At 59.1% G+C, this 418-nt stretch carries 1 protein-coding gene; it reads left to right on the top strand.

Annotated elements, in window-relative coordinates; all coding sequences use genetic code 11:
* Positions 1–418 (top strand): nitroreductase family protein (locus tag D7X55_RS41720; protein WP_199747452.1); only part of this gene is annotated, 418 nt, incomplete at both ends.

Below are 418 nucleotides of genomic sequence, written 5' to 3'. Positions count from 1 at the left end.
GTTGGAATCAACCACAACCTGTCGAATGTTCGCACTATGTCGTGCTCTGCGTTCGAAAAGAGATCGACACGGCCTTCGTCGACAAATTCATCCAGTCTGCGGCGGCAGCGAGGGCGACGCCGGCCGAAGCGCTCGGCGGCTATCGCGGGATGATTTTGGGTACCGCGGAAAAGGCACGAGGCACGCATGACCAGTGGAACGCACGCCAGGTGTACATCGCGCTTGGCTTCCTTCTGGAATCGGCCGCGCTTCTGGGGATCGACGCCTGCCCGATGGAAGGCTTCGACACAGACGCATACAACAACGTTTTGAACCTGAGCGATCGAGGCTACACGGCCGTCGTCGCTTGCGCGCTCGGCTATCGCTCACCCAACGATAAATACGCCGCTCATCCGAAAGTTCGCTATCAAGCGAGCGA

The organism is Corallococcus sp. AB049A, from assembly GCF_003668885.1.
GTDB lineage: Bacteria > Myxococcota > Myxococcia > Myxococcales > Myxococcaceae > Corallococcus > Corallococcus interemptor.
Note: the sequence above shows the minus strand (reverse complement) of the source record. Positions and strands in the feature narration are given on the sequence as shown.